The following is a 26,085-nucleotide window of genomic DNA, read 5'->3' as shown; positions in this document are numbered from 1 at the left end:
TTAAACTTAAGTGTCGGTTTTTACTCCAAAGTGTCCGAATCATTTCCGACACCACTGTCCGATTAGAACCGACATCACTGTCCGAACTCAACCGACATTAGTGTCCGATTTGAACCGTTTTTTGCAGGAAGATACAAAATGAGAAAAATAGTTTTGCCGCTAGCGGCAGCAGCAACACTCTTGATACTGTCTGGTTGTTCATCGCACAATGTAACTATTGCACCGAAGCAGCCAAAAAAATATGAAGTTTTAGGAAAAGCGGAGGGAAGTGCAAGCGGCTCTTTGGGAGTACTTGGCACAGCGTACTATTTTATCCCGATGGGTTTAAATTCAAGAACCGAGAGGGCATACGACAATGCACTAAAGAGTGTTCCTGGAGCTACAGGGCTTGTTAATGTAACTTATCAAGAAGATTGGTTATGGTGGATCATTGGCACAAGCAAAGATGTGACAATCAAAGGTGATGCGATAAGGGAGATAAAAGAATGAAATATATAAGAAAAATAGTTGCAATTGCTTCTTTAGGCATATTTGGTTTTTTTATCATAGGCTGCTCGGGAACCCCAATCTATATTGAAACTCCTGATCCAAAAGTATATGAGGGCTCAAAAGACAAAGGTAGAGAGATAAGTGCTTCCGCAAGTGGATTTCAGTTGCTGCTTTTTATACCCATTGACATAAATGATCGTCATGAGAAAGCTTACCAACTGCTAAAAGCTCAAGCAGGCAACGGCTACTTGACAGATGTAAAGATTAAAGAGTCCTGGACATACGCATTTGTAGGAACAGTATATAAAACAACACTAACTGCGACGGTCTATCCTAAAGAGTAAAATTTTTTAAATCCCAACTTTCTTCTTTTTTATGAGAGTTGGGCGGAATTTTTTACTCCCCAATCCTCAAAACTACCCCATTTGCGTCTCTAAGCTCCCGACACTCCTCAATCATATCTAGTAGCATATTATTCCCAATCTCAACACGGTTCACGCCCATCAAACCATCAAAAACTATTCTCTCTTCATACTCTAAAAGTATTAAAGAGGCGATACAAGGCAACTCTTGAACGACCTCGGCAATAGGGTCATAAAGCCCGTAAACCAGATATATTTTTTTGTTTTGGACATTCCACGCAAGCACTTCGGAGTTGTTGATGCGCTCCATAATGATAAATTGGTCGTAGAGGATATTTTTAAAGTTTTTTATCGTCTTTAGTTCAAGTTCACTTAAAAAGTTTTGCTCTTTAGTTAAGTACTCATCGATAATTTTTGGATGCGAGGCAAAATAGTCTCTAATGTCGAATATCTCACCGCTTTGCATAAGATCCATATCGCAAAAGTAGGTACCATTCTCCTTAACATTAAAAATAGAATCTTTTTTAGGACGCTTATTAGTTTTTGCATATTTGTCGTATGCAAAGGTAAGAAGTTTATTATAGCAGCTGTAGTAATTTCTCACTTCATCTTTTGAGAGTTTTGGCTTGTAGAGCAGCTTATACGGAGCAAGAGTGCTTAGAGGATTTTTGCTTTTATTCATACAGCACTTTTTATACTTTTTACCGCTGCCGCATGGACATGGATCGTTTCTCTTTGCCTTTTCAAAGTTCTGCTCTTCTAAATACTCCAGTTTTCTAAGTGAATCAAGTGTTGCGTAAGTCGGTATAGCATGTTGCACAAAATAGTCTAAAAATCCATCGAGTGTTTCGCCATCTTCTGAGAGTATCTTTGTAAACTCTTTTGTGTTACACAAAGAGAGCATCGATATCACTCCTGCAATATCTTCACTTAGCCCCTCAAACTCTTTATACTCAGCATGTATAGAGTGAATGAGTTTTTTAAAGTCATCTACATCATATCCTTTAACTTCAAAAGAGTTATAAAGAGGAGCAACGATAGACGGGACATATCTCTCTCTGAGTGATTCAAGAGTGAGTTTGCCGACAACTATTTTGCAAAGGTTTTTGCTCAGTGTTTGAATATCTCTGTTTTTAAAGTTGTCCTCATCAAACTTCATCAGAGTAAAGCTGATATCATTGCTAAAGTTCATTATTTCGTTGATGACTTCTCCGGCTTCATCGTCTGAATTAAATATGGCATTTTGAAAAAGAGTGTTAATGATATTGGTTGGCACAAACCGCTCCTCTAGTGCCATTGAGCCTAAGAGTGTAAAAAAGAGCTCAAAGACTCCCATAGGAGAGTTGATCTTGTTTAGGGTTTTTTCAATACGCTTGAGTGTATGTGCGGTAATTTTTTTGGGTTGTTGCATGTTGGAATCTTTTTTAGAGGTTATTATACGAAATTCTACTTTAAAATCTCGTTTATAAAAAAATCATTAATTATCTTGTAATTAAATAATTAAAAGTGTATTATATTAACTTCATTTATACCCAAGGTAATAAAATGCAAATTATCATATATAATCAAAAAGGTGGTGTTGGCAAATCGATGCTTGCTACGCAGATAGCTCTTCATTTTGACACAACCATCATAGAACTTGACCCATACGGTATGCTCACAAAAACACTTGATGACAGAGTAATAAAAATCGCACTTGATGCACAAGCACCAGAGATTGAAAGCGGGGATGTCGTTTATGACTTTGGAGGGTTTGATGATATTCGTCTTGAGAGTATTGCTAAAAACGCGACTCTTATACTTTTACCGTTTAATCCAACCATCAACTCTTTAGGAACAACCCTGCAAAGCTACAACCGTGTAAAAGATTTGGAGCTTCCCGTTTTGTTTGTGGTGAATGGCTACATCAAAGAGAGTGATATCGAGGATGCTGTTAGTTTTTTGGCAGAGCATACACAAGAGGAGATAGACTGTTTTGCCATTCCACATACAAGAGCACTGCAAACTGCCGAAAATGATGGAGTAAGCATCATAGAACTTGCCAAGAGTGGCGGACTCAAACAGCACACCTACAAAAAGATATCCTCTGTAATGCAAGATTTAATGAAAAAAATCGAGGAGTATAACTAATGGCTCGTGCAAAATTTGACAAACTCATAACCGAAGAGACAACAACACCGACTAAAACACACCTAGATCTTCAAAAAAAACAGGGTCGCCCAAAAGGGAGTAAAGTAAAAGCAGAACAGTCCACCGCCTCCATAACCATTGCCCTCACCCCTTCTCAAAAAAAAGAGCTTGAAACATACGCCAAAAGTGAGTTTCGCTCAGCAGGAAGTGTCATAAAGATGCTGCTTATTCAAAAAGGCATTATAAAGATGAATGAATAATTCTGTTTATTTCTCTTGTATTTAAATATAATAATGTAACTATAAATAGTGCAAAGTAATACTCGCCCGATTATGCTTCATCTCATAACTTACCTGTTGCAGTGACTCTTCATAGCTATAACCTGCTTGCGCATACTCAAACATTCTTCTTTTTGCAAAGTTCCATCTAAGCCCATGAGAAGCTTCAGGGACTTCATTTGAGAGAAGTGCTGCTTGCTTGATATCTTCATAATATGCTTGACGATTGATTTTAAATTTTGGATTTTGAGAGAGATGGCTTTGAAGTTCATTGTAAGTGTCAAGTGTTACTAAAACCTCGCCCTCTTTGCCCCCTTTTTCTTTTGTGAAAAGTGTCCCTTTTTGAGTGTTTGTGATAGCGTCTTGCTTTGTTCCTAAAAGCTGTTCACTCTTTATAAGCGCAACACCTTCAATTCTAGCTCCGCCCTCATGTTGGATTTTGGCTGCTAGTTTGTGAAATGAATCTTGAAGATTTGAGATTAAAAGTGTCGGGTTATTATATGCGCGGTTATGATAGTTGTTGACAACATATTTTAAATCTCTTGCTTCATCTAAAATGGTTTGTCTAATGGAGAAGTCATACTCTTTTTGGGCTCCATGGATATTTTTTGCAAAATGTTTGAGTGCAGTTTCAAGTTTGCCTAATGCGGCACTGATTTTTTCTAAGTACTGTTTAGATGGGTAGTACTCTATCTTGTAGTCCATGTAAGCCGCTATATGTTCGGCAGATATCTTTTCAAAATCTTTTATATTCCAGTGTTCTAAAAGATAGTTAAAAAAGTTGTTCCAAATAGCTCTATAGCTCTCCATTGTTTTAAAAGAGGCGACCTTTTGAAAATGGGGATGGCTTGGATTGATTCTATCCTCTTTTTTAGCTCCGGCTTCAAATATCTGTTTAGCTAATTGTGAACTTTGGTAATAGACGCTTCCTCTAATGCTTTATCCTTTTTTGTTTTATCTTTTGATAGATTTAGCCGCTATCTGAGGCAAAGTTTGTTTAGTCAATCTGCATTTGTTTTATAAAACTTGCATCTGTTTTAGCTCTTTTAGTTACGATGGTACATATACCCTTGGGCATATTGAGCTCCAACGATTAATTTCATGTGTCATAAATTTAATGACAAACTTTAGCATAGAAATTTGTTCGATTAAGGTTTTGACTTTTTCTAAGAGGTGCGAATGTTTTTTACGGTTTCCTTTTTGAAAGAGAGTGATTTTTAAATCTCCAAAAGATGGGAATTAGTGCTGTTTTAATAAAATTTGTAAAAAACACTCAAAAATACAGTTTTGAAACATCCTAAAAAACACTTTTTTTATAGTTCAATCGATGGTTTTTGCTCAAACAGTTATATTGACGATAGCTAATGTTTAATATATCAAATATTAGCTATAATATCACTATAGTTTATTTGAGGTTAATATGTTATCTATAAATATAAACACGCCCCAATCGGTAATGCAACACTTAGCAGAAAACTTCAAGCAAAAAAGACTTGCGTTAAACCTAACGCAAGAGGGCTTGGCAAGCAAAAGCGGAGTGAGTCTCGGGAGTCTAAAGAGGTTTGAAAACAGCTCACAGATCTCTTTAGAGTCACTCTTAAAACTCTCTGTCGTTTTAGGTTGTCTTGATGATTTTATGAATATCACAAAAACCAAAGAGAACTCCTTTAGCTCTTTAGATGAGTTACTTCAAACAAAAGAGAAGCCTTTAAAAAAGAGAGGGAAGTTAAAATGAGCATCAAAGTTGTCAATGTTTATTTGCACACACAATCTCAAAAACTCAAAGTCGGGCGACTTGCTTTGAAAGAGAGGCAGATATATTTTGAATATGATGGTAACTTTTTAAAAACAGGGATTGAACTCTCACCATACAAACTGCCTCTTAGCACAGGTGTAAAAGTGTGTGATGAGAGAATATTTGATGGATTGTTTGGAGTTTTTGCGGATTCATTGCCAGATGGGTGGGGAAAGCTGCTGATTGACAGACAGCTTATGAGTCAAGGGGTCAATTTTGCTCAGATTTCATCTCTTGATAGACTTATGATGATAGGTGAGTTTGGCACAGGTGCATTAAGCTATGAGCCGCTTATACAAAGCGTGAATGCCAAAAAGATGATCAACTTGGATGAGCTGGCTATATCCTCACAAGAGATTTTAAAAGGTGTAAGTGCCAAAAATATCGAAACTCTCATAGCAAACAACGGTTCAAGTGCGGGTGCAAGACCGAAAATCATGGTGCAGCTAAATAAAGATGCTCACTTGCTCCCATCAAATCAACCTCTTGTGGATGGATTTGAGCACTATATGGTCAAATTTGCAGGAAGTACAGATAGCCCACATATTGGGAAATTAGAGTATATCTACTCTCTTATGGCAAAAGATGCGGGTGTAGATATAAGCGAAACAAAACTGCTTCAAGGTAAAGAAAATAGCTATTTCGCCATCAAGAGATTCGATAGAAACGGTGATAAGAGAGTTCATATCCACTCATTAGCAGGGTTAGTTCATAGCGATTTTAGATTGCCAAGTATTGACTATGACGACATTTTAAAACTTACTCTTCATCTTACAAAAGATATGAGCGAAGTGTTAAAGGTGTATAGATTAGCGGTATTTAATCTGCTCACACATAACCGTGATGATCATGCCAAAAACTTCTCTTATCTTTTAAATGAAAACAATAATTGGAGATTTGCACCTGCGTATGATTTGACATTCTCTTTTGGTCCAGGTGGAGAACATAGTACAACTTATCTTGGCGAGGGAAGAGAGCTAGCGAAAAAACATCTTGAAGAGCTTGCGAAAAAGCATGGAATTAAAGAGTATAAAAGTATCATCGATAAGATTTATAGTGTTGTGTCAAACTTTAAAAAGTATGCGTCTGATGTGCAATTACCGCAAAAATATACGGATGAGATTTATGGTCAGTTTGTAGAGGTTTAAAATCCTCTACAAGCTCTCTCAAACACCAAAATCTTTTAGTGCATAAAGAGATTTTCGAGAAGGCGTTATCGTGCTAAAGCTAGGCAATAACTTTTGCTCATGATAGTGATGTTCAACATAAGGGTACTCTTGCGCAAAGCGTTTTGCGCTCTCAAAATAAAAGTTGATAGAAGAGAACTCTTCATCATACTCTTTTATTTTTTTAATCATTTCAAAAACATGTGTTCTTTGCCGACTCTCATTTTTCATAAAAGATTTTGCAATCAAGATACATTGTTCAACTTCGTCTTCGTCTTCGCTACTCAAATACTGCCACTGTCTCATCTTTTGCAGGTGTACAAAAGCCGTCGCCAGAAGAAGTGCTTGCAAGAAGTATTTTCCATAACTACCATTGAACTCATTAAAAACTCTCAGCAATGTTTTAAAAATCAGCTCTTTTATTGAGTAAACCAGATAAGCACTCCCTTTCTCGCCACTATTGCGAATCTTAAGCTTAAATTCTTGCGTGCGGTTGCTCTTAATACTATCATCATTTTTATCCAAAAAAAGCAAAATATGGACAAAAGTCGTGTGAAACGGCTCCTCGATCATCGCGTACGCAACGATAATATTTTTATATAGCTCAAGAGACTCTTTTGAGTGAAATATATAAATAGGGTAAAAATAGTATTTCATGGGACTTTTATCACCCACTAAAACATAGTGTTTGTGAGGCGGAGAATCCGCCTTGTTAGTACAAGTTTTTATAGGTGCATCCCTCTTTTTAATTGACTCAGTATCTATTTTTCTGTATTTCAAAAAGAGGTAAATAAGGAGTGCAACAAAGATAAAAATATATAAGACCATAACTATTTTCCAAGTTTTAATAAACCGCTTTGATGGATTATGTCTGTCCAACTCTCTAGCGTCTGAGTGTTTTCATACTCTAGGATCCTTGCAAACGAATATCCCTGCATCGCCATATTCCAGATATCAACAATAGCTTTTGCTTCGGATTTTGAGATATAGATTTTTTTACCATCGTCCAAAGAAAGCTCCAAGCTAATCACCTTTTTACCGTTTAACTCTCTTTGTACAACTTTAAAAAATGTGTTTTGCTCATCGCCTTTATCAAAAAGCTTTAACTCCTCTTTCAACAAAATCGTGTCTGCAAAATTATCTGTAATAACCTCATTGCCTACTATAAAAAGGACATTTCTCATATATTTTTTAGTGTTTTTGACATCAATCTCAAAGCCTCTTAGTATGCCTATTTCCATATGATTGTTAAGTGCCACAACAGTAGGCTCCGGCATATTTGTATCATCTCTTTTGATTAATTCATCCATATTAATTTTCTCCTTTAGCTTCATTTTTTATGGTTTCTAGCTCACTCCAGAATTTATAAAGCGTGGAGTGTGCGACCTCTAATTTGTGGTACTTTTTGAGGTACTGTGTAATTTGTCTAAAACTCAGATTTTGCTCTAACCTTAAGGTACGAATAACAGCCCAGTATCCGAACAGCCTGTCTCTTTTTGCTTTTTGTCTGACGCTTTTATTTTTTAGCTTGATTACATTAAGATTTACGGTATCAAGCTCTTTTAAAACATCATCAATCGCCAAAATCAAGCTAACTAACGTTAGTATTGCATTTTCAACATTGCTATAAGAACTCCTGAGCTTGTGAAAAAGCTGTTTTTGATGTTCCAAAATTTTTAGCTTTGTACTCGTGTCCACTCGTGCAAAAAGTCTAAGTTTTTGGTTTTGAACTTCTCTATTCATCTTTGTAAATTGTTCTATCAAAGACTCACTCATCCTGCACCTCAATTTCACACAATTTATCTTGATTTTCAAACATCCACTTCCAAGCTTTTTTGGCTTCATCAGGTGACAAATCTTGCATAGAATGTGTATTAAACAGATAGCCTTGTGTAGTGACTTTTATCCCTGTGCTGGTTTTAAAATCCAAAGCACCGTAACATACAATTTGATCTTTGTACGCATTCACAATTAAATTTTTGAAAAACTGAAAATCATGCAACCAGAGAGATTTATTCTCTTTTACTTTAGTCTCTTGTTGTCTATTATGTGCAACATGTGTCTCGGAACTGTTTAACATGTCTTGAACTGAGTGTAATTGACTCAATTCTAAAAGTTGTTGTTCCTGCTTTAATTTTCTTTTTTTTGCAGATATTTGCCCAGCAATCTGATTCTTCTTCTGTTTTTCAATATAAGGCACCATTAAACCATTTAATAATGGGGATACAAACATTTCTCCATCATCGGTTGTAAAAAGTTCAAAAAAACCATAACTTGCAATGACAGTTTGCAATATTGGTAAACTTATTTCAAACTCTGATGCCAACAGATCCAAATCTTTCATTGGGTACTTAAACTCTGGTTCATTTCGCAAAACTTCCATCATCAGTACTGTTACACCATAACCAACTCCACCAGGTAAATCTTTCATTGCTCGCTTCATTCTTCTTTCATTTCTTAGGTTGGCGGGGTGAGGAAACCAATGTTTATGCTTCAAATTATTGTTCATAACCTACTACCTCGTGCTCTTCGAACCACTGATCAATTTTCAATCTATCATATCTAACAAATTTCCGTCCAATTTTGCTATATGGTATTCTTTTTTCACTTCGCATCTTTTTTTGTGTTTCAACACAAATAGCAAATTCCTCTTCAAATTCAACAGGTGTTAACCATCGCTTTTGGTTCTCTTTCATCTTGTTTGTCCTTTAAGTGTTTTAAGGCGCCTTTGAATTATCAATTGATGTCGTTATTGTAGCGCTCAGGGTGTTTTGAGGGAATATAGGGACTGTCAAAGTTGACGATACTGTACTTGACATTATTATTAAATTGTGTTAAAGAGCCAATATCTATTTAATACTGGCTGTAATTTTACAGTTTTTACGCAAGATGTGCTTTTGTGCTAATATATCACTACAGAAAATATTAGATTGGCTTCTCTGATCTAGTAACAAAAAATTTTTAGAAGGGTCAAAAGTGATAAATATTTTTTATAATTTTATAGAATTAGAAGCAACTGAGAATACTGAAATACTGAATAAATTAGGTATTTTAAAATTTACGCCTGAAACACTAGAAAAAATGACCAATATTAATGGGCTAGAAGATAATGAATTAGAAAAAATAGATCAATTTTTAGAAAACACTCTCAAACTTTTTCCTCAATTGTTTCCTTATATAATACTAGAGCAATCCCAATCTCAATCTAATCTAATAAAGAGAAGAAACCAACACAATTTTAAAATGCAAAAAAGGGCGAAGAACAAAATCACACAACGAAGACCTGCAAATGAGATTTTTAATTCTTATAATGAAAAAGAGTATTCATCATCCACACATAGTGAAGAGTTTTTAGATGATATCGACAAGGAGATCACTTTTAAACATATCGAGGATGAGATATTAAAAATGGTTCAAGAAAAATTTCATCAGCAATTTCGAAACAATGAACTCGCAAAGCTATCTAAAATTATCACTGCAGAAATATACCTTAGAACATTAACACCAGAAGAATACATCAACACCGATGATTTTAAACTCTTTAAAAATTCCTACAACGATGTTATCAATCAACATAATGCACAAATTATTGAAAAACTAGAATTGAAGCTGGAGAGGGGAAGTAACAAAGAAGAATTGTGTGAACTCTTACAAAAAGAACTTCTGAAATAGCATGAGTATACTGAACTTCTAAGTATACTCATCTGATATTATTAATCACTTATTTTCGTTAAGGCTTACTAATCTGGATAAACCATAAAATTTAAGCCAATTTTATTCTTATCTTATCTAAGATGAGTGTCATGCTTGATATTCCCACCTTATTCATACATTTGCGTGCTTTACAGTAAATATTGTTCGTAATTAACGAATGTTAAAACCTTTATTATTTGTCATGATGCACCTCCTGTTATCGTTAGTATCGCATCTGAAAATCTATCTAAAGATTTTGCAAGTTTAAGTAGAATTTTTCTGTCTACCTCAGAAACCTCATGTCCTTCTAAAAACAAATCGATTTTAGCACTTATTCTCGCTAAAATCTTGTCAACTCTTTGAAACATATTGTTTAAATTTATATCAACATGTTGTTAAAGTAACAATTTTTTCTGTTTACAAATCAGTAAAAAATTTGTCTTATCTATAAAAAGCAATTAGATAAGCAGTGCACTTTTTTTTAGTTCTATGTAAACTCTTGTACATACTTACTGTGAACTTTATAATTTTAGTTTGCTTGGAAACCACACATTGCAAGAGATCAATGTTCAACTTATTAAAGCTTGTGTTTCCGTTTTCTGTCTATGCTTAATAACCTAGTTTTTTGCTTCAAACAACTTGACTTGGTCTTTTTTATTCTCTTTTAATTAGATTTTTTTATGGAACAAAATGATTATATAGATTTTTATTAAACATGTCAATAAAAAGCAATTTATTTTTTTTAAAAAGTGGGACTTAAAGTGGGATAAGTGCAAAACTTAAACGATTTATCTACTTTGCAAATCTCTTTAAAAGAGTCCATTTTAGGTAGTTTAGTAATGGTGCGCCCGAAGGAATTCGAATCCCTGACCGCTGGTACCGCAAACCAGTGCTCTATCCAGCTGAGCTACGAACGCATATGTTCTCTATTTAAGAGACCGAAATTATATCACTGTTAGCTTATACAAGAATAAATTTTCTCTTAAATTTCTAGTTTTTTTGCGATTTCCTCTATCTTCTGCTCCTGCAGATATAAATCATGGTTTTTGCGAACATAAGCATGAAGCAATACTTTTAAATCATTATTGCCCTCAATGTTAAAATCTTTTCGCATCTGCTCTTCTAAAAAAACGGCAAATTTCTCATCAACATCAACATCAAAACGTCGACCGCCTATATTTAGTCCAAGTTTTCTGCTCATAAATCTAAACCAGTATACTTTCTAATTTTTCCACAATTGCCTCTATCTCTGAATCTTTAAGGGCATTTTGTTCACTCAGCTTTTCAATCTCATGATTTTTAGCTTCGTTTTCAACTTTTAGCTTCACTATCTCTAATCTAAGCGCTTCGTTCTCTTCTTTAGATGAATTGTACTGCTCAACAATAGCCGATACTTTATCATTCAATTTACTCAAAGGTGTTTGATTTTGCATAAACAATCCTATACACGTTATATATGCATAATTCTATCATAATTTATCTATTTGGATTGGCTCTCTTATTTTAAAGAAACTTTTATCCATATCAACTGAAATAATTATTATAATAAAAACAAAATGTATAACTAGATACAATAAGCACACAGTAGCTTTAGTTATCTTAAAAAATATAAATGTGGCACACAAACAGACGGTTGTGTACTCAAAAAAATAAAGGAGATTAATGAAAAGAGTTGTAATCAAAGTTGGAACGGCAGTTTTGACACAAGACAATAATATTGCAAAGGAGCGTATGCTAAACCTGGTGTCGCTTATAGCCATGCTTAAAAGAAGGTATGATGTTGTACTTGTTACTTCGGGGGCGGTTGCGGCTGGATACTCCACACTAAAGCTTGATAAAAGAAAACAGATAGGCAAGAAAGCTCTTGCAGCCGCAGGACAGCCAATTTTAATGACCGCATATAAAAAGAAGTTTGATATTTATGATATTCCAACTGCACAGATACTGCTAACTGAAGATGATTTTGACTCAAGAAAACGAACTAAGATGTTTCAGGAGATTATAGACGCCCATCTGGAAAACAACATTCTGCCTATTATTAACGAAAATGACATAACATCCACACCTGAGCAGCTTTTTGGCGATAATGACCAGCTCTCAGCACATGTTGCCCATGCCGTAGGTGCTGAGCTGTTAGTAATTCTAAGCGATATTGACGGCTATTATAATAAAAATCCGCAGGAGTTTAAGGATGCCAAACTTTATAAGAGCGTAAATGAGTTGCCTCAAAGTGTGCTCGTAGACACCTCTACTCCAAACAACGAATTTGCAACAGGCGGCATTGTAACCAAACTAAAAGCTGCAGATTTTTTGATTAGTCGCGGAAGAAAGATGTTTTTATGCAACGGGTTTGACCTTGACGCAGCAGAATCATTCCTTTTAAGAGACAAGCATGAACTTGGGACTCTATTTGAGCCAAAGATAAATAAAAACCAGTCATAATCCTCACTAAACTTACGTCTGTGTGGAAATTTTTCCACATGGTCACAATCATCGTCATATTTGCCCTCTACAAATAAAAAATAATTTACTTAAAAAAAATTAAAGATGCCATATTTTTTAGCATTTTTTATCTCTTATATATGCTATAATTTACCTAAAAATCGGACATACTCAATAATGAACAAGAAAATTATCGGTACAGTAGAGATTATATCGATTCCTGATTTGCAACTATATGATCTTGATGCAAAGGTTGACACAGGCGCAGACACAAATGCTCTGCATTGCGATGATATATTTGTTGATGATAATAATATTGTGCATTTTAAGCTGCTTGACAAAGTCCATGCCGCTTATCATGGAAAAAAAATGGCAGTGCCTCTTTATCAGATGAAAAAAATCAAAAGTTCAAACGGAGAGATTCAGAGTAGGCCTTCAATAAGAGTTACTGTCAATTTTTTTGGCAAAAACTACAATACGGTTATCTCTTTGGCAAACCGCTCGGATATGAAATATCCAATGCTCATAGGAAAAAAGTTTTTAACAAAAAAATTTTTAGTTGATGTTTCACAAGAATATCTCACAAAACAAGCAAAATAAGTAAAAAGAAGAGATAGATGAGAATTTACATATTATCAAGAAACAAAGAGCTGTATTCAACTAAAAGATTGGTTGAAGCTGCTGAGGCAAGAGGATGGGAAGCGAGGGTCATAGACTACCTAAAATGCAGCATCGAAATTATGAAAGATGAGCTAAAAATCAACTATTTGGGCGAAGAGCTAACAAAGCCAGATGCGATAATACCGAGAATAGGCGCAAGCAGAACTTTTTACGGAACAGCCATGGTAAGGCACTTTGAAATGATGGATGTCTTTACATCTACAGGCTCTTTGGCAATAAAAAGAAGCAGGGACAAACTAAGAAGTCTTCAGATACTTTCCAAAAATGGTGTCGATATGCCCAAGACCGTTTTTGCCTCCAATAAATCAAGCGCCAAGGATGTTATAGCGCTAAGCGGCGGTGCACCGCTTGTGCTCAAAATACTAGAAGGGACACAGGGCGTTGGTGTTGTTCTGGTTGACAGCGAAAAGGCGGCAAAGTCCGTATTGGACGCGTTTTACGGAATGGATGTCAACCTCCTTGTTCAAGAGTATATTGAAGAGGCGGGCGGAGCGGATATAAGAGTTTTAATAGTCGGCGGAGAGATTGTTGGCGCCATGAAAAGGCAGGGTGCAGAGGGAGATTTTAGATCAAATCTTCACCAAGGCGGAAGTGCCAGCGCGCATAAACTTACAAGAAAAGAGAAAGCGACTGCGCTTGCCGCTGCAAGAGCGATGGGGCTTGGAGTATGCGGTGTCGATATGATTCAATCTTCACGCGGGCCACTTGTTATGGAGGTAAACTCCTCGCCAGGATTAGAGGGAATTGAGAAGTCTACAAAAATAGATATTGCCGGAAAAATAATGGAGTATATTGCAAAAAAGGTTACTCCAAAATCTGAAACAAACTCAAAAAAAAGAAAAATCAAAAAAGACAGTATCGGGGCATAATGGAACTTTTTTACGATATATTAAAACAGCTTATCCGCATCCCTAGTGTAGTCGGTGCTGAACATCCGTTTTTTATGTTTATAAAAAGAGAGCTTGAAGAACTTGGTGTCAAGGTAGAGTATTATGACGGCGTACTTGTAGCAAAAGGGAGCAATCCAGAGGCTGGCTATATCTCAGCACATGCCGATAGGCACGGGCTTATATGTACAGGGCACAACGAGTTTCAATATGCTGCGTTTATTGCTAAAAATAAAGCGGACTTAACCGGAGATTCAAGCTCAGAGCAGCTTCTACACAACTTTACTGCAAGATTCATAGATGAAAAAGTTCAGGCGTATGAGCCGTGGTCGGGAACATACATCGGGCTTGGCTCTATCAAAGATGCTTTTTTGTGCGAGAGAAGAAAAAATATTATTTTTAAAATAGACGGTTTTGACTATCTTTTTCCCGGTATGCCAATAGCATTTACCGACAAACTAGAGATAAAAGACGACCTTATCTCAGCACAACTCGACAATGTAATAAGCATAGCAATTATTATCTACATGTACGCTATCGGATATAAAGGAACTGCTTTTTTTACGGCTTCAGAAGAGGCTGGAAGAAGCTGGAGATTTTTGCTTGAATGGTTTAGAAGATTTAATATCAAAACAGACAAGCTGCTTGTTCTTGACACAAGCCCCTACTCAACGCTAGAAGAGATTAGAAACATAGATATAGTCATGAGAAACAGAGACTCAAATGCCGTGTTCAGGTCGCCTCTAAAAGAGAAAATAAAAAAAATAGCAATAAAAGAGAAGATAAAGTACGACTTCAAAGACAGCTATCTAAAAAACAAAATGAACAAAAACGGCACAATAAGGTCACTTGGAACAACAGAGCTCGGAAGACTTATTCACGCGACAAAAGGCGAGATTCAGGGAACGACTCTGCAGATACCGACCATTGGATACCACACGGTTCATGAAACAACAACTAAAAAATCAGTTGAGAGCATGATTAAGGTTTTACAAAAAGTGTATATTGATATTTAACGATATTTTAAATTAGTTTACAAGGCAGAACATGAAAAAAATAGCCGCTTTTATTGTCAACTTGCTTTTTTCCTCACTGCTTTTTGGTGCCGAAGAATTTACATATTTTGACAAAGAGAAAAACAGCTGGCTACAGGTTTACAGCAATATGCTAAAAGCGCAAGCTCTTGATGATGAGATTAATTTATTAGAGAGAGCAATAAGAAACGCGAGCAGCAAAAAAAAGATAGAACTCTCGCAGATGCTGCAACTTCAGACAAGCAAAAAGAAAATCCTCGATGAGCTGCCTCAATCTTTTGATGGCATGCTCGAGAAGATAACAATAGGCGACACTGTTAAAGATATAACCATCTTGGAGTATCTCTTTACGGGCCAAAAAAGCAAGTTCAACATACAAACCCAGAGATTGAATTTCTTACAGCAGGAGTATGACGAGGCCGTTCTATTTCTGGAAAAAGAGCTTATTGGCGTTGGTGAACAAGAGCCAAAAGATTTACAAAAAGAGTATCAGCTCAAAAAAGCGCTCGATTTTTTTATAAGCGCCAGAGGGCTTCTTGAGAATAAAGAGGATGTTTTAAGACGTACAAAACAGAGCTATCTAAACGAGATTGAAGCCTACAAGCAGACACAGTTGCCCGTACATATGATTAAAATTGCTATTTTAATCATTCTGTTTATCTTTTTTCACATCATAAAATATTTTGTTGCCCAAAAAATAGATGATGAAGACAGGCTCTTTAGAGTAAAGAGAGTTATGAATATATCTTTTTTTCTTATCATTCTTATGATGATAGTTACATTTAATATCAGCAATATTGTCTATGCCGCAACGCTTATCGGTGTAATTGCAGCGGCCATGACAATCAGCATGAAAGAGTATCTCCAAAGTGTTGCAACATGGTTCCATCTCTCATTTGGTAACTTTATAAACGTCGGTGACAGAATTTTAATGCAGATTAACAACAACCAAATAATAGGCGAAGTTATTGACATCTCGCTCTTTCAGGTTACGCTTTATGAAAGTATTAACAATACAACGTCAACACAGCTTAAATGTGCAGGAAGAACTATATTTATACCAAACAACCTCTTTGTTACAAACTATGTCTATAACTATACCCATGACAAAATGAAAACCTTGTATGACTTAGTGGAGTTTCGTATTCCTTTTACGGCTGACACAAAAAAGATTGAAGAGGCAGTTGTCGAAGTTACGCTTGAGGTGACGGAGAGATACATGGAAGTTGCGGCAAAACAGTTTTTAAGTCTAAGAAAACTCTATGATATGCGCGCTCGCGAGTTCAGACCACGTATCCATTTTATACCCGACGCAAAAGAGCCCTGCTTTACGCTCTATATCTGGTATGTAGCTCCTTACCATCAGATAATGGAACTAAAATCTCAACTTAGCCAAAAGATAGTCAGCAGATTACAAAAAGATGGAATTGAATTTTATTCAAGTTTAAAATAGGAAAACGTCATGATTAACATTCACTCCCTAGTAGACAACCTTCACTTGGAAGATTTGCGAAACAAGTCACATCCTGCGGTCTTTGATGAGAATGATGCATATGAGATGTTAATTTTAAGAGTGCCCGTCATTCATCAAAAACTCGAAATAACCTCGGTTGGTTTTATCATAACGCCCGATGAGAGTTATCTCTACGACAGAGAGAAAGATACTTTTGAGAAACTCGGTAGCCGTTTTGAGGCGCCGTATAAAATCTTAGATGGCATGATAGATGATTTGCTCAAGTCATTTGATGGCTATCTGGATTTAATCGTAGATATGGAGGAGACGCTCTACCTTAACAAAGCAAAAAAGTCCTTTATGAACCAGTGGCTTGAGCTTAAGCGCAATATCATAAAAATCGAGAGGCTACTGATACACTCATCTTCAACGATGGACAGAGCCATTGAGTATTATGAAAAAAGTCAAAACTTTCCTCTAAATCACTATCTGGATTTACATGAGCATCTTGAGAGAACTCTGCGCTCCGCCTCGCTGCAGCTCTCAAAACTTGACTATATCTACAAGTTTTACACAACCCAGACAAACGAGAGAATAAACCGCTCGATTTTTGCCCTTACTATTATTTCAGCTATATTTTTGCCTCTAAATCTGATAGTAGGCTTTTTTGGCATGAACACCAGCGGCTTGCCTTTTTCAGATGGATTATCGGGAACAAACAGCGTTTTGATACTAATGGCGTGTTTATCGGTTATAACTCTTACGGCTATCTATTTTATGAAAAGAAAAATCTAGGGAATTTTGGAGTGTGTCACTAAAATAGGCTGAGGGGCCTATTTTAGAAGGAGAAATAAAATTTTAGATATTTAAATTAATAAATATCTGTTGAGGGGTGGTTAGGCTTACTAATGGGAGCTTGAGCCTCTTTTGTATCGTAGTGAACTACGTTGTCTGCTTGAAGAGCACCTAGTGTCAATGCGATTAATAAAATGATGTTTTTCATTTTGGTTTCCTTTGGTAAGAACGCGTTACGCTCTAAATTTTTAAATCGGAGTAATTTTATCCGATTTAACTTTTAGCTTTCTTATCGCTTTTTAATTACATGTTAGTTTTAAGATTTAATTTATTTTATGCTAGAGTTACAGAACTATTTAAGGGGCTACATGCAGTTTCATCGGGTTTATATTGAAGTCACAAATATCTGCGGACTTGCATGCAGTTTCTGCCCTCCAAAAATAAATCCTTCAAAAACGATGTCGATATCATTTTTTGAAGAGACGCTCGTGCAACTTCAACCATACACAAAAACTCTTGCTTTTCACATTATGGGCGACCCTCTGACACTCTCAAATCTTAAAGAGTATCTTGATATTGCATATAAATATGGATTTGATGTTGAGCTTACAACAAGTGGCTACTATCTTGGCAAAACTCCACTACAAACACTCTTTCATAGAGCAGTCCGCCAGCTAAACATCTCTCTTAACAGCTTCAATAAGAACAGCATAAACATGAGCTTTAAGGAGTATATAAACTCTGTTTTAGACACATGTGCACAAAAAATAGAGCACTACCCTAAACCGTTTATAAATCTCCGGCTTTGGAATCTTGATGAAATCTGCAGTGAAGCAGACTACAATAAGATGCTGTTTCAAAAGCTTGGCTCTTTTTTTAAGTGCGATATTGGTGCGGATGAGATTTATAGAGAGAAGATTAAGTCAATCCGCTTGGCTCCAAAAGTGCTGCTGAATTTTGATAGATACTTTGAGTGGCCTGCCATTGCCTCTTCACACAACAGTGATGGAACATGCCATGGTCTGACATCACACTTCGGCATACTCGCAAACGCAACTGTTGTGCCGTGCTGTTTAGACGGGGACGGCGTTATCAACCTCGGCAATCTACACGAAAGCACACTTGAAGAGATACTAAATTCAAGGAGAGCACAGGATATAGTAGAGGGTTTTAAAAATTTCAAGGCGGCTGAAGAGCTCTGCAAAAAATGCAGCTACAAAGAGAGGTTTGCAAAGTGTTAATATGCAACAGATAAGCAACCACATCTTTTGTGATGACTCTATCGCCTCTCTGGAGCTAGAGACGCGCCTTATGACAAACCAATACTACGATTATCCCTATTTAATCATCAAAGATTTTTTCTCAAAATCTACATGTTACGATATATCAGAGTATGCCTATAACACCTCGGAGGGCGAAAAAGCCAAGGTAAAGACAAGGGTTTTGGGAAGTATTGTAAACCCAAGTGTTGATGAGAGCATCAGAAAGACCGTTATCCATAAACTCTCGGACCTACATGTTAGAATGTATGATGAGAATTTTAAATCTTTTCAGCCGCTTATTGAGCGCTTCTTTAGCGTCGCACTCACTACATCAACCGCGTTGCAGGCGCTGGAGTACACAAAAGGGTCGTTTTATATTAAACATGCGGATGACTCAAATGAGCTGGTGGATGCAGATGGTAAAACGGTAGGTTTTATACAAGTAGCCCCAATGCGCAAACTTACAACCGTTCTTTTTACAACTTCACACAAAATGCACAGCAGCGAAGATTACAGCTTTAGCGGCGGAGAACTGATTTTTAACTATCTCTTTGATGTCAACGGCAAACAGATCAAGCTCTATCCTCGGGCTGGAGATATGGTGGTCTTTCCAAGCAACCCGATATACAGCCATGAAGTTCTACATGTAGAAAATGGTTACAGGCTGACTCTTGTGCAGTGGCACAACGCTATCATAGACTGATAATAGCTAAATAAGCCATCACTCTATTTTCAAATAATAACGTCAAATCAGTTATAATTCTACATGTCAAAATTTAAAGTTTATTCAGATTATTCGCCTGCCGGCGACCAGCCTACAGCCATTAAAACCCTAAGCGATTCCATCCTAAAAGGGAACCGTTACCAAGCCCTTGAGGGCGTTACGGGAAGCGGCAAGACCTACACAATGGCAAGCGTCATAGAAAAAGTGCAGATGCCGACCATCATAATGACGCACAACAAAACTCTTGCTGCTCAGCTCTACTCTGAGTTTAGACAATTTTTTCCAAACAACCATGTAGAGTATTTCGTCTCCTACTACGACTACTATCAGCCCGAGGCTTACATCCCGCGTCAAGACCTCTTTATTGAAAAAGACAGCGCCATAAACGACGAGCTTGAGCGTCTTCGCCTCTCCTCAACTGCAAATCTTCTCAGCTATGATGACGTCATAGTTGTAGCTTCAGTCTCTGCAAACTACGGTTTGGGAGACCCGCAGGAGTATGAAAATATGGTGCAGTCCATTGCCATCGGCGACACAATTGCACAAAAAAAGCTTCTGCTTCGTCTTGTCGAAATGGGGTACAGTCGAAACGACACCTACTTTGACAGCGGACATATACGCGTAAACGGCGAGACTCTAGATGTATTTCCGCCCTACTTTGAACAGGAAGCCATCCGCATAGAGTTTTTCGGTGACGAGATAGAAGCCATCTATACCTTTGATGTAATAGACAATAAAAAACTTGAAGAGCATAAACAATTTACTATCTACGCAACCTCGCAGTTTAGCGTAAGCCAAGAGAAGATGGCAGTTGCCATAAAACGCATAGAAGAGGAGCTTGATGAGAGACTTGCATACTTTCAAAAAGAGGGCAAACTTGTTGAGTATCAGCGCCTAAAACAGAGGGTGGAGTTCGACCTTGAAATGCTTCAAACTACAGGAATGTGCAAAGGGGTTGAGAACTACTCAAGACTGCTTACAGACAAGAAACCGGGAGAAGCGCCCTATACTCTGCTTGATTACTTTGCTCTGCGACATAAAGAGTATCTTGTAATTGTTGATGAATCACACGTTTCACTTCCGCAATACCGTGGCATGTACGCGGGAGACAGAGCCAGAAAAGAGGTTTTGGTGGAGTACGGTTTTCGTCTGCCGAGTGCGCTTGACAACAGACCTCTAAAAGCTGATGAGTATATAAACAAAGCTCCCCACTATCTTTTTGTCTCTGCAACGCCATCTATTTATGAACTTGAGATGTCAAGCGTCATTGCAAAGCAGATTATACGCCCTACCGGACTTCTTGACCCTGTTTTGGAGATAAAACCATCTACAAATCAGGTAGAAGATATTCATGATGAGATAAAAAAAGTTATAGTAAAAAATGAGCGTATTTTAATAACCGTTCTTACAAAAAAGATGGCAGAAGCTCTTACCAAATATCTTGCGGACTTGGGCATAAGAGTAGAGTACATGCACTCAGAGATAGATACAATAGAGAGAAACCAAATAATCCGCTCGCTGCGTCAGGGCGAGTTTGACGTTCTAATCGGGATAAATCTCCTGCGTGAAGGGCTCGATTTGCCAGAGGTAAGCCTAGTAGCCATCTTAGACGCGGACAAAGAGGGGTTTTTAAGAAGCGAAACGGCTCTTATCCAGACAATCGGCCGAGGGGCTAGAAACTCAAACGGCAGAGTTATATTGTACGCAAACAAGATTACAAACTCTATGCAAAAGGCGATTGACATAACAAACGCCAGAAGAGAGATGCAGGATAAATACAATAAAATTCACAATATTACGCCTACTACTACCATCCGCAAACTAGATGAAAATCTTAAAGTAGAGGATTACGGCGCTATTTACCAAAAGCACAAAAAAATGGATAAAATACCGGCATCAGAGAGAAAAGCAATGATAAAAGAGCTCTCGTTGAGAATGAAAGAAGCAGCTCGTGAGCTAAACTTTGAAGAGGCTGCTCGCCTTCGTGATGAAATAACAAAAATTAAAAAACTATAAGGAAGCATGCAAATAATGGAAGATACATTTAGCAACCTCGCAACCTATGGATACATAGGACTTTTTCTCTACTCACTAGGCGGAGGATTTGTGGCGATTATCGCGGCTGGAGTTTTGTCGTTTATTGGCAAAATGGATTTGACCACATCTATTCTTATTGCTTTTGTCGCAAACGCGCTCGGAGATTTTCTACTCTTTTATATGGCAAGATACCAAAAAAGCATGATGATGAATGGGCTGAAAAAACATAGAAGAAAACTCGCTCTTGCCCACATAATGATGAGAAAAAACGGCTCATGGATAATACTAATCCAAAAATTTGTTTACGGAATAAAAACGCTTATACCAATCGCCATTGGTTTAACAAAATATGACTTTAAAAAATTTGCTATTTTAAATGTTTTAAGTGCTGGAGTTTGGGCTCTTGTTTTTGGACTTGGAAGTTACTATTCAGGAAGTTTTTTGATGAACATTGCAGAAACTATTAGCCAAAAACCTTGGATCGCGCCTATTGTTTTAGTCGTACTTGGCGGAGCCTTGTGGCTCTATATGACACATGCCACAAAGCGTAAGAATTAGCTTCTTTAGAAAGCGTAAGAATTAGCTTCTTTAGAAAACGAAGGAACTGATAGAGAGATTTAACTCTCTATTTTTGGTCCTGCAGCTGAGTAGTCAAACTCGCTATTGTCTACTTGATACTTTTTAAAATTTTCATTAAACATCTTAGCCAAAGTATCTCTGGTTCTATCAAACGCTTCTTTATCACTCCACGCATTGCGAGGGTTTAATATCTCAGGATTAATATTTCCAAGAGTTTTTGGGACATGGAGTTTAAATGTTCTAGTTACCTTAAACTCGCTATTTTTAATACTTCCGTCTAGTATCGCATTTATGCAAGCGCGCGTATCTCTGATGCTCATTCTTTTGCCTATGCCATAAGCTCCACCAGTCCAGCCTGTGTTGACAAGGTAGACATTTACGCCGTGCTTATCGATTTTCTCACCTAAGAGCTTGGCATACACCGTCGGGTGGAGCGGCAAGAAAGCCTCTCCAAAACATGCGCTGAATGTTGCAACCGGCTCAGTAATACCGCGCTCAGTTCCTGCAACTTTTGCAGTATAACCGCTTAAGAAGTAGTACATTGCTTGTTCACGCGTAAGTTTTGAGACAGGAGGAAGAACGCCAAAAGCGTCTGCGCTTAGGAAGATTATATTTTCAGGATGACCTGCATTTAGAGAAACTTCGTGGTTTTTTATATGTTCTATTGAGTAAGAAACACGGGTGTTTTCGGTCTTGCTTCCGTCGTCGTAATCGACTTCGCCGTCATCATTTAAGACAACGTTCTCAAGCAGAGCGCCCGACTTTATGGCGTTATATATCTCAGGCTCATTTTCGCCGTTTAGATTTATAACCTTGGCGTAACATCCGCCCTCAAAGTTAAACACACCCTTGTCATCCCATCCGTGCTCATCGTCACCGATAAGCTTTCTGTTAGGATCTGTTGAGAGTGTTGTTTTTCCGGTTCCGCTAAGTCCAAAAAATAGGGCTGTATCGCCTCTTTGACCAACATTTGCAGAGCAGTGCATAGGAAGCTTGTTTTCTAGTGGCAACCAGTAGTTCATCATTGAAAAGATTCCCTTTTTCAACTCGCCGCCGTACCAAGTACCGCCTATAATTGAGAGATTATTCTCTATATCAAATAGAACAAACACTTCAGAGTTAAGTCCATGTTCTTTCCATTTGTCATTTACTGCTTTGCAAGCGTTTAATACTGTAAATTGAGGTTTGAAAATCTCAAGTTCCGACTCAGTCGGGCGGATAAACATATTTTTAACAAAATGCGCCTGCCATGCTATCTCCGTTATGAAACGGATTGAGCGCTTAGAATCTACGCTTGCTCCGCTGTGGACGTCTGTCACATACAGATCTTTGCCTGAGAGTTGCTCTCTTGAAACCTCCAGAAGTTCTTTGAAAATTTCTTCGCTTACTTTTTGATTTACGTCGCCCCACGCAATATATTTGTTTGAAGGATCTCTATCTACAAAATATTTATCTTTTGGGCTGCGTCCTGTAAATACGCCTGTATCTACGGCAGTTGCCCCATTTTTGGTAAGAGTACACTCTTTGTTGTCAATTTCATGGCGGATTAGCTCATCATAACCAAGATTATGATAGATTTTTCCAACATTCTTTAGACCTATTTCTTCTAACTCGGTTAAGTTCATAATTTGCCTTATGGTACTTTTTAAATATGGACGAAATTATACACTTAATAAACCTAAAATAAAAGTAAATATCTTACATCAATTACTTTTTTAAATAACTTTTCCATAACATCAAAAACACAAATTAATTTAAGAATTTTTTGCTAGAATTACGCTCTTGCTCGCATAACTCAGTTGGTAGAGTGTTACCTCGACAAGGTAAAAGTCACTGGTTCGAGTCCAGTTGTGAGCACCATCATTTATTACTACTAATTACTTATTTTAGGCACTTTCAGCTTCCCCTATGTTTTACTTGTTACAATTTTAATATATCCATTTACTACCTATTACTGATAAAAAAGTGGGGTAAAAAGTGGGGTAAGATTTCTTCAAGCGAGGGGTTTTAAATATGTCTGATCTAATTAAAACAAAATTTGCAGGTATCTACTACAAAGAAGATGCACAAACCAAAGTAAAAACCTACATCGCCAGGATCAAGATAGCCGGTGTTATAGACACACAACAGATAGTCGGGTACTCTAATGATGCAATTAGAACAAACCCCTCTATAGCCTTTCAAAAAAGAAATGAACTTATACAAAAAATAAAAGCCGGTGATTCAATAAGAGCAGAAGACAATCCAACTCTTGATTCATATTTTAATGAATATATGAATTTTAAAAGTAGCGGCTCTTTATTGTCTACTAAAAAAATAGTTGTCTATAAATCGTTTTACCACACTCATATATCCCACTCTCTAAAAACAAAAAAGCTTAAACAGATTACAAAAGAAGATTTTCAAAAAGTAATCAATGTTATGGTTAAGAGAGGAAACAAACCAAGCTTTATAGAGACTGTAAAAACTTGCTTTTCTCCAATCTTCAATGATGCAATTGAAAAAGGTATCATTACTAAAAATCAAATCAAAGGATTGAAGTTCCCGGAGTATGATCCAAACAAATATTTTAATTTACCGGATGAAAAGTTAAAAGCCCTCTTTGAAGAGATTATGAATATTGCAAATAATGAATATAGAATTATGTTTATGTTTTTGCTGAGGGGGAGAAGAGCGGGGGAAGTTTTGGGCATGAAGTGGTCTGATGTTAATGTTGAAAATAAAACTTACATTATCAGAGACTCTCAATCAAAAGTGAGAAAAAATCTTATCTTTCCACTTGATGAAGAACTAATCAGGCATTTTGAGTATTTGGAGAAAAAAGAAGAAGATTTTATCTTTATCAACCCTAAGACAAAAAAGCCATTTTTTACATTTCCGATTCGTGTGTGGAACCGCATCAGAAAAAATGTAGGAATAGAAGAAATGACAATACATGATTTTAGACATCTACTAGGCTTTACACTTGTAAATAATAATGTACCTCTTGAGAGCATTTCAAGAGCACTAGGGCACTCAAAAATTACAACGACGCAAAGATATTCAAATCAAAAAGAGCTCATGGCTAAACAAGCTGTAGATTCATATTTAGGAATTATCAAAAAATAAATATTTATATCAGACTCCTTGGTTTCAAAGATTCTGACTATTGCTTCTCTTATTTACTACCAAAAAGTTCTAACGAAGCTTCATCAGCTTTTGAACTTAAGTCAATGATATAGTCTATATGTTAAAGCTCATGGCATCAGAAATAAGTCCCTGTTTTTCTTGCGCATCAATATAGTCCACTAGAACGCCCTTCTCTCCTCCCCAACCCTGTAAAGTTGACAAACTTTTAATCAGTCAATTTGTATTATGGCCTAAAGTGAAAATTATGGTATTAAATAAACGCACCAATTCAAGCATGAAGCACTTTTACCTCCTCTATATTTCCAACATGTAATATTAAAAATTTATAAACGAAATACTATCTTCGTATCCCCATCTTATAATCTCTTTATCTTAAAAAATTTACCAATACGGTAGCAAAGGATAAAAGATGAGTTTAATGACAGCAAACGGCACATATTCAAAAACAACCGAGACGTGGATTGTGGTAGCGGTAGTATTTAACATGGCGCTTGGATTGTTTTCAACGGTTGTAGAGGTAATGCTGCTGGATTATTTTGTGACTACTCTCTTGGAACCGATTCAGCAAGTAAAAGATGTGCTTGGCATATTTTATAGCGCGCTTAGATAAAACGAAAAATTTGTAGGCTCTATGAGCATACTTGAAGAGGCTTTTTTTAAAGGGGTAAACAATGGGAATAACAATTATTGAGGCTATTTCACCAATAATCCTTATGACTATAGGCTTAGTGCTTATAATATTTGAGGCTTTTGTGATGAGCTTTGTGCTTATCTGGTTTGGAGTAGGATTTTTTATGGTCGGGATACTTAGTCATCATTTTGCGTTTAACGATGCTATCTGGCAGCTGGCGGCAGTCTCTATGGTCTCAATGCTTTTGCTTTTTTTGCTGCGTACGAAGTTTGTAAGATACTTCATGGAAGAGGATGGTATAAATTGATTTTTTGTACAACATTGATGAGAAACAAAAATTTAGTAAAATTATTCGCAATATGCTACAATCAGCGACTATTTTACAACTGAGTGCAAAAAACGGTTCAAATCGGACACTAATGTCGGTTGAGTTCGGACAGTGATGTCGGTTCTAATCGGACAGTGGTGTCGGAAATGATTCGGACACTTTGGAGTAAAAACCGACACTTAAGTTTAAT

Annotated in this window: 32 protein-coding genes and 2 tRNA genes; 21 read left to right on the top strand and 13 right to left on the bottom strand. The window is 36.8% G+C overall.

Annotated features, from left to right (window positions below):
- Window positions 1-138: 138 nt before the first annotated feature.
- A complete protein-coding gene (locus K0A91_RS08705) occupies window positions 139-489 on the top strand; it encodes a hypothetical protein (protein ID WP_137014410.1) in 351 nt (116 codons plus the stop codon).
- Window positions 486-833, top strand: coding sequence for a hypothetical protein (locus K0A91_RS08700; RefSeq protein ID WP_295009793.1), 348 nt, complete (start codon window positions 486-488; stop codon window positions 831-833). Before K0A91_RS08705 ends, K0A91_RS08700 begins: the two co-directional genes overlap by 4 nt.
- A gap of 52 nt (window positions 834-885) precedes the next feature.
- Here K0A91_RS08700 and K0A91_RS08695 read toward each other — a convergent pair whose 3' ends face one another.
- Window positions 886-2,262 (bottom strand): SEC-C domain-containing protein, encoded by a 1,377-nt coding sequence (locus tag K0A91_RS08695; RefSeq protein WP_295009792.1) that lies wholly within the window; start codon window positions 2,260-2,262, stop codon window positions 886-888.
- 134 nt (window positions 2,263-2,396) lie between these two features.
- On the opposite strand from K0A91_RS08695, the gene K0A91_RS08690 reads away from it, so the two are divergent.
- Both K0A91_RS08690 and K0A91_RS08685 read left to right on the top strand, forming a co-directional pair.
- Window positions 2,397-2,981, top strand: coding sequence for a ParA family protein (locus tag K0A91_RS08690; protein ID WP_295009791.1), 585 nt, complete (start codon window positions 2,397-2,399; stop codon window positions 2,979-2,981).
- A complete protein-coding gene (locus tag K0A91_RS08685) occupies window positions 2,981-3,241 on the top strand; it encodes a hypothetical protein (protein ID WP_295009790.1) in 261 nt (86 codons plus the stop codon). Before K0A91_RS08690 ends, K0A91_RS08685 begins: the two co-directional genes overlap by 1 nt.
- 39 nt (window positions 3,242-3,280) lie before the next feature.
- On the opposite strand, the gene K0A91_RS08680 is transcribed toward K0A91_RS08685, so the two are convergent.
- Window positions 3,281-4,069, bottom strand: a complete 789-nt coding sequence (locus K0A91_RS08680) for a hypothetical protein (protein ID WP_295009789.1) — start codon at window positions 4,067-4,069, stop codon at window positions 3,281-3,283.
- A 646-nt stretch (window positions 4,070-4,715) separates the two neighbouring features.
- On the opposite strand from K0A91_RS08680, the gene K0A91_RS08675 reads away from it, so the two are divergent.
- Complete coding sequence (locus K0A91_RS08675) at window positions 4,716-4,994, top strand: helix-turn-helix transcriptional regulator (RefSeq protein WP_295009788.1); 279 nt, start codon at window positions 4,716-4,718, stop codon at window positions 4,992-4,994.
- Window positions 4,991-6,202, top strand: coding sequence for a type II toxin-antitoxin system HipA family toxin (locus K0A91_RS08670; RefSeq protein ID WP_295009787.1), 1,212 nt, complete (start codon window positions 4,991-4,993; stop codon window positions 6,200-6,202). Before K0A91_RS08675 ends, K0A91_RS08670 begins: the two co-directional genes overlap by 4 nt.
- Window positions 6,203-6,220: 18 nt before the next feature.
- On the opposite strand, the gene K0A91_RS08665 is transcribed toward K0A91_RS08670, so the two are convergent.
- From K0A91_RS08665 to K0A91_RS08645, 5 genes are all read right to left on the bottom strand, one after another.
- Complete coding sequence (locus tag K0A91_RS08665; protein WP_295009786.1) at window positions 6,221-6,877, bottom strand: hypothetical protein; 657 nt, start codon at window positions 6,875-6,877, stop codon at window positions 6,221-6,223.
- Window positions 6,878-7,050: 173 nt separating this feature from the next.
- Window positions 7,051-7,530, bottom strand: a complete 480-nt coding sequence (locus K0A91_RS08660; RefSeq protein WP_295009785.1) for a hypothetical protein — start codon at window positions 7,528-7,530, stop codon at window positions 7,051-7,053.
- Window position 7,531: 1 nt separating this feature from the next.
- Complete coding sequence (locus K0A91_RS08655; RefSeq protein ID WP_295009784.1) at window positions 7,532-7,996, bottom strand: hypothetical protein; 465 nt, start codon at window positions 7,994-7,996, stop codon at window positions 7,532-7,534.
- A complete protein-coding gene (locus tag K0A91_RS08650) occupies window positions 7,989-8,729 on the bottom strand; it encodes a hypothetical protein (protein ID WP_295009783.1) in 741 nt (246 codons plus the stop codon). The genes K0A91_RS08655 and K0A91_RS08650 overlap by 8 nt, the downstream gene beginning before the upstream one ends.
- On the bottom strand, window positions 8,719-8,916 hold the full coding sequence (locus K0A91_RS08645; RefSeq protein ID WP_137014434.1) for a helix-turn-helix domain-containing protein: 198 nt from the start codon (window positions 8,914-8,916) through the stop codon (window positions 8,719-8,721). The genes K0A91_RS08650 and K0A91_RS08645 overlap by 11 nt, the downstream gene beginning before the upstream one ends.
- A 280-nt stretch (window positions 8,917-9,196) precedes the next feature.
- Here K0A91_RS08645 and K0A91_RS08640 point away from each other — a divergent pair, with 280 nt between their 5' ends.
- On the top strand, window positions 9,197-9,892 hold the full coding sequence (locus K0A91_RS08640; RefSeq protein WP_295009782.1) for a hypothetical protein: 696 nt from the start codon (window positions 9,197-9,199) through the stop codon (window positions 9,890-9,892).
- 221 nt (window positions 9,893-10,113) lie between these two features.
- Here the strand turns inward: K0A91_RS08640 and K0A91_RS08635 are convergent, their stop codons facing one another.
- The 4 genes from K0A91_RS08635 to K0A91_RS08620 all read right to left on the bottom strand — a co-directional run bounded on the left by K0A91_RS08635 (window position 10,114) and on the right by K0A91_RS08620 (window position 11,346).
- The gene (locus K0A91_RS08635; protein ID WP_295009781.1) at window positions 10,114-10,281 is read right to left on the bottom strand and encodes a hypothetical protein; all 168 of its coding nucleotides are present in this window, start codon (window positions 10,279-10,281) and stop codon (window positions 10,114-10,116) included.
- A gap of 472 nt (window positions 10,282-10,753) precedes the next feature.
- Window positions 10,754-10,830 (bottom strand) — tRNA-Arg (locus K0A91_RS08630).
- A gap of 65 nt (window positions 10,831-10,895) precedes the next feature.
- On the bottom strand, window positions 10,896-11,114 hold the full coding sequence (locus K0A91_RS08625) for a hypothetical protein (protein WP_295009780.1): 219 nt from the start codon (window positions 11,112-11,114) through the stop codon (window positions 10,896-10,898).
- Between the two features lie 4 nt (window positions 11,115-11,118).
- Window positions 11,119-11,346 carry a hypothetical protein gene (locus K0A91_RS08620; RefSeq protein WP_295009779.1) on the bottom strand — a complete coding sequence of 76 codons (228 nt, stop codon included), beginning with the start codon at window positions 11,344-11,346 and terminating at the stop codon, window positions 11,119-11,121.
- A 229-nt stretch (window positions 11,347-11,575) separates the two neighbouring features.
- Here K0A91_RS08620 and proB point away from each other — a divergent pair, with 229 nt between their 5' ends.
- The 6 genes from proB (at window position 11,576) to K0A91_RS08590 (ending at window position 17,205) form a co-directional block, all read left to right on the top strand.
- A complete protein-coding gene (proB, locus tag K0A91_RS08615; RefSeq protein ID WP_295009778.1) occupies window positions 11,576-12,355 on the top strand; it encodes a glutamate 5-kinase in 780 nt (259 codons plus the stop codon).
- 174 nt (window positions 12,356-12,529) lie between these two features.
- Entirely contained in the window at window positions 12,530-12,955 is a 426-nt protein-coding gene (locus K0A91_RS08610) for a RimK/LysX family protein (RefSeq protein WP_295009794.1), read from the top strand.
- A 17-nt stretch (window positions 12,956-12,972) separates the two neighbouring features.
- Window positions 12,973-13,905: a 30S ribosomal protein S6--L-glutamate ligase gene (gene rimK / locus K0A91_RS08605; RefSeq protein WP_295009777.1), complete on the top strand. Its 933-nt coding sequence runs from the start codon at window positions 12,973-12,975 to the stop codon at window positions 13,903-13,905.
- Window positions 13,905-14,939 (top strand): peptidase M42, encoded by a 1,035-nt coding sequence (locus tag K0A91_RS08600; protein ID WP_295009776.1) that lies wholly within the window; start codon window positions 13,905-13,907, stop codon window positions 14,937-14,939. Before rimK ends, K0A91_RS08600 begins: the two co-directional genes overlap by 1 nt.
- A gap of 31 nt (window positions 14,940-14,970) precedes the next feature.
- On the top strand, window positions 14,971-16,410 hold the full coding sequence (locus tag K0A91_RS08595) for a mechanosensitive ion channel domain-containing protein (protein WP_295009775.1): 1,440 nt from the start codon (window positions 14,971-14,973) through the stop codon (window positions 16,408-16,410).
- A gap of 9 nt (window positions 16,411-16,419) precedes the next feature.
- Window positions 16,420-17,205 carry a CorA family divalent cation transporter gene (locus K0A91_RS08590; protein ID WP_295009774.1) on the top strand — a complete coding sequence of 262 codons (786 nt, stop codon included), beginning with the start codon at window positions 16,420-16,422 and terminating at the stop codon, window positions 17,203-17,205.
- Window positions 17,206-17,281: 76 nt separating this feature from the next.
- Here K0A91_RS08590 and K0A91_RS08585 read toward each other — a convergent pair whose 3' ends face one another.
- Window positions 17,282-17,413 carry a hypothetical protein gene (locus K0A91_RS08585; protein ID WP_295009773.1) on the bottom strand — a complete coding sequence of 44 codons (132 nt, stop codon included), beginning with the start codon at window positions 17,411-17,413 and terminating at the stop codon, window positions 17,282-17,284.
- 160 nt (window positions 17,414-17,573) lie between these two features.
- On the opposite strand from K0A91_RS08585, the gene K0A91_RS08580 reads away from it, so the two are divergent.
- The 4 genes from K0A91_RS08580 to K0A91_RS08565 all read left to right on the top strand — a co-directional run bounded on the left by K0A91_RS08580 (window position 17,574) and on the right by K0A91_RS08565 (window position 21,786).
- The gene (locus tag K0A91_RS08580; RefSeq protein WP_295009772.1) at window positions 17,574-18,446 is read left to right on the top strand and encodes an SPASM domain-containing protein; all 873 of its coding nucleotides are present in this window, start codon (window positions 17,574-17,576) and stop codon (window positions 18,444-18,446) included.
- A gap of 1 nt (window position 18,447) precedes the next feature.
- Window positions 18,448-19,170 carry a 2OG-Fe(II) oxygenase gene (locus K0A91_RS08575; protein ID WP_295009771.1) on the top strand — a complete coding sequence of 241 codons (723 nt, stop codon included), beginning with the start codon at window positions 18,448-18,450 and terminating at the stop codon, window positions 19,168-19,170.
- Window positions 19,171-19,233: 63 nt separating this feature from the next.
- Window positions 19,234-21,207, top strand: a complete 1,974-nt coding sequence (uvrB, locus tag K0A91_RS08570; RefSeq protein ID WP_295009770.1) for an excinuclease ABC subunit UvrB — start codon at window positions 19,234-19,236, stop codon at window positions 21,205-21,207.
- Between the two features lie 15 nt (window positions 21,208-21,222).
- Window positions 21,223-21,786 carry a DedA family protein gene (locus K0A91_RS08565; protein WP_295009769.1) on the top strand — a complete coding sequence of 188 codons (564 nt, stop codon included), beginning with the start codon at window positions 21,223-21,225 and terminating at the stop codon, window positions 21,784-21,786.
- A gap of 59 nt (window positions 21,787-21,845) precedes the next feature.
- Here K0A91_RS08565 and pckA read toward each other — a convergent pair whose 3' ends face one another.
- A complete protein-coding gene (gene pckA / locus K0A91_RS08560; RefSeq protein ID WP_295009768.1) occupies window positions 21,846-23,432 on the bottom strand; it encodes a phosphoenolpyruvate carboxykinase (ATP) in 1,587 nt (528 codons plus the stop codon).
- Between the two features lie 159 nt (window positions 23,433-23,591).
- On the opposite strand from pckA, the gene K0A91_RS08555 reads away from it, so the two are divergent.
- From K0A91_RS08555 to K0A91_RS08540, 4 genes are all read left to right on the top strand, one after another.
- Window positions 23,592-23,667 (top strand) — tRNA-Val (locus tag K0A91_RS08555).
- A gap of 153 nt (window positions 23,668-23,820) precedes the next feature.
- A complete protein-coding gene (locus K0A91_RS08550) occupies window positions 23,821-24,915 on the top strand; it encodes a site-specific integrase (protein ID WP_295009767.1) in 1,095 nt (364 codons plus the stop codon).
- A 430-nt stretch (window positions 24,916-25,345) separates the two neighbouring features.
- A complete protein-coding gene (locus tag K0A91_RS08545; RefSeq protein WP_295009766.1) occupies window positions 25,346-25,546 on the top strand; it encodes a hypothetical protein in 201 nt (66 codons plus the stop codon).
- A gap of 61 nt (window positions 25,547-25,607) precedes the next feature.
- Window positions 25,608-25,874: a hypothetical protein gene (locus tag K0A91_RS08540; RefSeq protein ID WP_295009765.1), complete on the top strand. Its 267-nt coding sequence runs from the start codon at window positions 25,608-25,610 to the stop codon at window positions 25,872-25,874.
- Window positions 25,875-26,085: the final 211 nt, after the last annotated feature.

Source organism: Sulfurimonas sp. (genome assembly GCF_019429335.1).
Classification (GTDB): domain Bacteria; phylum Campylobacterota; class Campylobacteria; order Campylobacterales; family Sulfurimonadaceae; genus Sulfurimonas.
The sequence above is the reverse complement of the archived record's forward strand: the minus strand, read 5'-3'. Positions and strand labels throughout refer to the sequence as shown.

Excerpts from the sequence above, each read along its gene's own strand:
- K0A91_RS08705 (WP_137014410.1), top strand. The coding sequence starts at position 139 with ATGAGAAAAATAGTTTTGCCGCTAGCGGCAGCAGCAACACTCTTGATA.
- K0A91_RS08700 (WP_295009793.1), top strand. The coding sequence starts at position 486 with ATGAAATATATAAGAAAAATAGTTGCAATTGCTTCTTTAGGCATATTT.
- K0A91_RS08695 (WP_295009792.1), bottom strand. The coding sequence starts at position 2,262 with ATGCAACAACCCAAAAAAATTACCGCACATACACTCAAGCGTATTGAA.
- K0A91_RS08690 (WP_295009791.1), top strand. The coding sequence starts at position 2,397 with ATGCAAATTATCATATATAATCAAAAAGGTGGTGTTGGCAAATCGATG.
- K0A91_RS08685 (WP_295009790.1), top strand. The coding sequence starts at position 2,981 with ATGGCTCGTGCAAAATTTGACAAACTCATAACCGAAGAGACAACAACA.
- K0A91_RS08680 (WP_295009789.1), bottom strand. The coding sequence starts at position 4,069 with ATGGAGAGCTATAGAGCTATTTGGAACAACTTTTTTAACTATCTTTTA.
- K0A91_RS08675 (WP_295009788.1), top strand. The coding sequence starts at position 4,716 with ATGCAACACTTAGCAGAAAACTTCAAGCAAAAAAGACTTGCGTTAAAC.
- K0A91_RS08670 (WP_295009787.1), top strand. The coding sequence starts at position 4,991 with ATGAGCATCAAAGTTGTCAATGTTTATTTGCACACACAATCTCAAAAA.
- K0A91_RS08665 (WP_295009786.1), bottom strand. The coding sequence starts at position 6,877 with ATGAAATACTATTTTTACCCTATTTATATATTTCACTCAAAAGAGTCT.
- K0A91_RS08660 (WP_295009785.1), bottom strand. The coding sequence starts at position 7,530 with ATGGATGAATTAATCAAAAGAGATGATACAAATATGCCGGAGCCTACT.
- K0A91_RS08655 (WP_295009784.1), bottom strand. The coding sequence starts at position 7,996 with ATGAGTGAGTCTTTGATAGAACAATTTACAAAGATGAATAGAGAAGTT.
- K0A91_RS08650 (WP_295009783.1), bottom strand. The coding sequence starts at position 8,729 with ATGAACAATAATTTGAAGCATAAACATTGGTTTCCTCACCCCGCCAAC.
- K0A91_RS08645 (WP_137014434.1), bottom strand. The coding sequence starts at position 8,916 with ATGAAAGAGAACCAAAAGCGATGGTTAACACCTGTTGAATTTGAAGAG.
- K0A91_RS08635 (WP_295009781.1), bottom strand. The coding sequence starts at position 10,281 with ATGTTTCAAAGAGTTGACAAGATTTTAGCGAGAATAAGTGCTAAAATC.
- K0A91_RS08625 (WP_295009780.1), bottom strand. The coding sequence starts at position 11,114 with ATGAGCAGAAAACTTGGACTAAATATAGGCGGTCGACGTTTTGATGTT.
- K0A91_RS08620 (WP_295009779.1), bottom strand. The coding sequence starts at position 11,346 with ATGCAAAATCAAACACCTTTGAGTAAATTGAATGATAAAGTATCGGCT.
- proB (WP_295009778.1), top strand. The coding sequence starts at position 11,576 with ATGAAAAGAGTTGTAATCAAAGTTGGAACGGCAGTTTTGACACAAGAC.
- rimK (WP_295009777.1), top strand. The coding sequence starts at position 12,973 with ATGAGAATTTACATATTATCAAGAAACAAAGAGCTGTATTCAACTAAA.
- K0A91_RS08600 (WP_295009776.1), top strand. The coding sequence starts at position 13,905 with ATGGAACTTTTTTACGATATATTAAAACAGCTTATCCGCATCCCTAGT.
- K0A91_RS08595 (WP_295009775.1), top strand. The coding sequence starts at position 14,971 with ATGAAAAAAATAGCCGCTTTTATTGTCAACTTGCTTTTTTCCTCACTG.
- K0A91_RS08590 (WP_295009774.1), top strand. The coding sequence starts at position 16,420 with ATGATTAACATTCACTCCCTAGTAGACAACCTTCACTTGGAAGATTTG.
- K0A91_RS08585 (WP_295009773.1), bottom strand. The coding sequence starts at position 17,413 with ATGAAAAACATCATTTTATTAATCGCATTGACACTAGGTGCTCTTCAA.
- K0A91_RS08580 (WP_295009772.1), top strand. The coding sequence starts at position 17,574 with ATGCAGTTTCATCGGGTTTATATTGAAGTCACAAATATCTGCGGACTT.
- K0A91_RS08575 (WP_295009771.1), top strand. The coding sequence starts at position 18,448 with ATGCAACAGATAAGCAACCACATCTTTTGTGATGACTCTATCGCCTCT.
- uvrB (WP_295009770.1), top strand. The coding sequence starts at position 19,234 with ATGTCAAAATTTAAAGTTTATTCAGATTATTCGCCTGCCGGCGACCAG.
- K0A91_RS08565 (WP_295009769.1), top strand. The coding sequence starts at position 21,223 with ATGGAAGATACATTTAGCAACCTCGCAACCTATGGATACATAGGACTT.
- pckA (WP_295009768.1), bottom strand. The coding sequence starts at position 23,432 with ATGAACTTAACCGAGTTAGAAGAAATAGGTCTAAAGAATGTTGGAAAA.
- K0A91_RS08550 (WP_295009767.1), top strand. The coding sequence starts at position 23,821 with ATGTCTGATCTAATTAAAACAAAATTTGCAGGTATCTACTACAAAGAA.
- K0A91_RS08545 (WP_295009766.1), top strand. The coding sequence starts at position 25,346 with ATGAGTTTAATGACAGCAAACGGCACATATTCAAAAACAACCGAGACG.
- K0A91_RS08540 (WP_295009765.1), top strand. The coding sequence starts at position 25,608 with ATGGGAATAACAATTATTGAGGCTATTTCACCAATAATCCTTATGACT.